The organism is Pseudomonas sp. P5_A2_2, assembly GCF_054177685.1.
The window spans coordinates 1-2,633 of the sequence record NZ_JBGCUL010000634.1 but is presented as its reverse complement, the minus strand read 5'-3'; the positions used below and the strand labels follow the sequence as shown (position 1 = coordinate 2,633).

Sequence of the window (2,633 nt, the reverse complement as noted above, 5' to 3'; positions counted from 1 at the left end):
TCTTTGGACCGCCTTTCAGGCATTGATTCTTGGGGTTGTAGAAGGGCTGACCGAATTCCTGCCCATTTCCAGTACCGGCCACCAGATAATCGTGGCCGACTTGCTCGGCTTCGGGGGCGAGCGGGCGATGGCGTTCAACATCATTATTCAGCTGGGGGCCATCCTGGCAGTGGTGTGGGAGTTTCGACGCAAGATCTTCGACGTGGTCATCGGTCTGCCGACCCAGCCGGGCGCCCGGCGGTTTACCGCGAACCTGTTGATCGCGTTCCTGCCGGCCGTGGTGTTGGGTGTGATCTTCGCTGACCTGATCCACAAGTACTTGTTCAACCCGATCACCGTGGCAACGGCGCTGGTCGTGGGCGGGATCATCATGTTGTGGGCCGAGCGCCGTCAGCATGAAGTACACGCCGAAACGGTGGATGACATCACCTGGAAAGATGCCCTGAAAGTCGGCTTCGCCCAATGCCTGGCCATGATTCCGGGCACTTCGCGTTCGGGCTCGACGATCATCGGCGGGTTGCTGTTCGGCCTGTCGCGCAAGACCGCTACCGAGTTCTCGTTCTTCCTGGCGATGCCAACCATGGTCGGCGCAGCGGTGTACTCGGGCTATAAATACCGTCACCTGTTTGTCCCGGCGGATTTCCCGGTGTTCGCGATCGGTTTCGTCACGGCGTTCGTCTTCGCGATGATCGCGGTCCGCGGGCTGCTCAAGTTCATCGCCAACCACAGCTATGCGGCGTTTGCCTGGTATCGCATTGTGTTCGGCCTGATCATCCTGGCGACCTGGCAATTCGGCTGGGTCGACTGGAGCGCGGCCAAGCCGTGAGTGACTCAAGCGCGCGCAATAACCCCGGGCGTCAGCCCGGGGGACAGATCCGCCATTCACGGTTGAAGTGGCTGGTGTTTGCAATCCTGTGCGCGTTGCCGCTGTCGGGTTCGGTGTCGTCATGGCTGCACGGGGTCTCGTTGATTCCCCTGGCGGCCTACGGCATCGTCAGTGTCGTGACGTTTTTTCTGTACTGGAGCGACAAGCGCAAGGCCCGCGCCGAACAATGGCGGACGCCGGAGAATGTCCTGCATGCGCTGGAGTTCGCCGGAGGCTGGCCCGGTGCCTTGCTGGCCCAGCAAGCGTTTCGGCACAAAACCCGCAAAGTCTCGTACCAGTTGGTGTTCTGGATCATCGTGCTACTGCACCAGGTGTTCTGGATCGACCACCTGTTCCTCGGCGCAYACCTGTTCGCCTTGTTCTAATGAAGAAGGCCCTATAGCAACAGACCGACTTGAGTGCGCTTTGGCAGTCTGCTCACCACCAATTGGTGGGAACGCTGCAGCAATCCCTGCAGTTCTTCGCTACCGAGCGGGTAGGGCGTCTCCATGATGATCCACTGGGCGCGCGCCAGATAAGGCGCCGGATGAATCCCCGGACGGTCGCAATGGCCGAGAAACAGATCCTTGTCGACCTTGAAGGCCAGGGAATCACCCCGCAGGCCCTGCAACGCGAACATCTTGTTCCCGGCAATCGAAAACACCCGTACGCCTCCCCATTTATAGTCTTCCCGCGCTCCCGGCAGGGCGAGGCAAAACTTCGCGACATCCTCTTCGCTCATCCGTCCGGCTTTCATAACAATCGTTCCCCACAGGCATTGAAGGATTCGACCAGATGGTCAATCCAGGCGCGTACCGCCGGCATCACCCCGCGTCGATGAGGATAGACCGCTTGCAGCCACCCACCGGGCAACGACCACTCGGGAAGCAGCTGCACCAGCGAGCCGTTCTCCAGTTCCTGCTCGCAATACATCATGGGCAGCAACGTAAAACCCAGGCCTGAAAGCGTGCTGGCCTTGCGCACGATAAAGTCATCGATGCCCAGTCGGGCCTCGAGCGCGAGTTCAAAACTTTTGCCTTTTTGATCCAGCAGGCGGATGTGCACCAGACGGTCGGCTTCCAGGGCGCCGAGCACCGGCAGGTTTTTCAGATCCTCGGGATGGTTGATCTCACGGCCAACGAGGAAACCGGGGCTGGCGACCATCAGCATCTGCGCCTGACGCAGGCGACGGGTGACCAGCAGCGGGTCTTCGTCGCCCAGCTCGCGCACACGCAGGGCCACGTCAATGCCTTCGTTCACCAGATCGACCCGCCGGTTGAGCAGCATGATCTCCAGCTGGACTTGCGGAAACCGTTCCAGAAAGTCGCTGATCACCCCCGGCAATATTTCGTGGGCCAGCCCGACCGGGCAGGACACCCGCAACCGCCCGCGGGGCTCGCTGGACATGCTGGCAACAGCCTCGTCGGCCATTTCCGCCTCCAGCAGCATCGCCTGGCAATGCCTGAGGTAGCGCTCGCCCACCGCGGTCAGTTTCAGTTGTCGGGTGGTGCGTTGCAGCAATCGCGCGCCAAGGCGTTCTTCCAGTTCGGCGATGCGCCGTGACAATCGGGACTTGGGAATGCCGAGCACACGCCCGGCTGCCGCGAAACCACCGGCTTCCACGACTTTGGCGAAGTAATACAGGTCGTTGAGGTCTTGCATGATGTGAGCCTGATTGTTCTATCTGTGAGACGAACTATCGCATTATTGCCGTCTAATCAGCTATTGGTTTCGTCTGTAGGATTAGTTCCATCAGATCGCCCTTGTG

Annotated in this window: 4 protein-coding genes; 2 read left to right on the top strand and 2 right to left on the bottom strand. The window is 60.3% G+C overall.

What is annotated here, in order from left to right:
- Nucleotides 1–826: undecaprenyl-diphosphate phosphatase (locus ACXRVY_RS23420; RefSeq protein WP_458238362.1), on the top strand; the 826-nt coding region annotated here is incomplete at its 5' end.
- Nucleotides 823–1,251, top strand: a complete 429-nt coding sequence (locus ACXRVY_RS23415; protein ID WP_458238361.1) for a DUF1294 domain-containing protein — start codon at nt 823–825, stop codon at nt 1,249–1,251. The genes ACXRVY_RS23420 and ACXRVY_RS23415, both read left to right, overlap by 4 nt.
- 11 nt (nt 1,252–1,262) lie before the next feature.
- On the opposite strand, the gene ACXRVY_RS23410 is transcribed toward ACXRVY_RS23415, so the two are convergent.
- Nucleotides 1,263–1,622, bottom strand: a complete 360-nt coding sequence (locus tag ACXRVY_RS23410) for an MmcQ/YjbR family DNA-binding protein (RefSeq protein ID WP_108217507.1) — start codon at nt 1,620–1,622, stop codon at nt 1,263–1,265.
- Nucleotides 1,619–2,527 (bottom strand): LysR substrate-binding domain-containing protein, encoded by a 909-nt coding sequence (locus ACXRVY_RS23405; protein ID WP_223458149.1) that lies wholly within the window; start codon nt 2,525–2,527, stop codon nt 1,619–1,621. The genes ACXRVY_RS23410 and ACXRVY_RS23405 overlap by 4 nt, the downstream gene beginning before the upstream one ends.
- Nucleotides 2,528–2,633: the final 106 nt, after the last annotated feature.

What these genes read in the sequence shown, in the direction of transcription:
- ACXRVY_RS23410 (WP_108217507.1), bottom strand. Translation starts at nt 1,622, where the DNA reads ATGAAAGCCGGACGGATGAGCGAAGAGGATGTCGCGAAGTTTTGCCTC.
- ACXRVY_RS23405 (WP_223458149.1), bottom strand. Translation starts at nt 2,527, where the DNA reads ATGCAAGACCTCAACGACCTGTATTACTTCGCCAAAGTCGTGGAAGCC.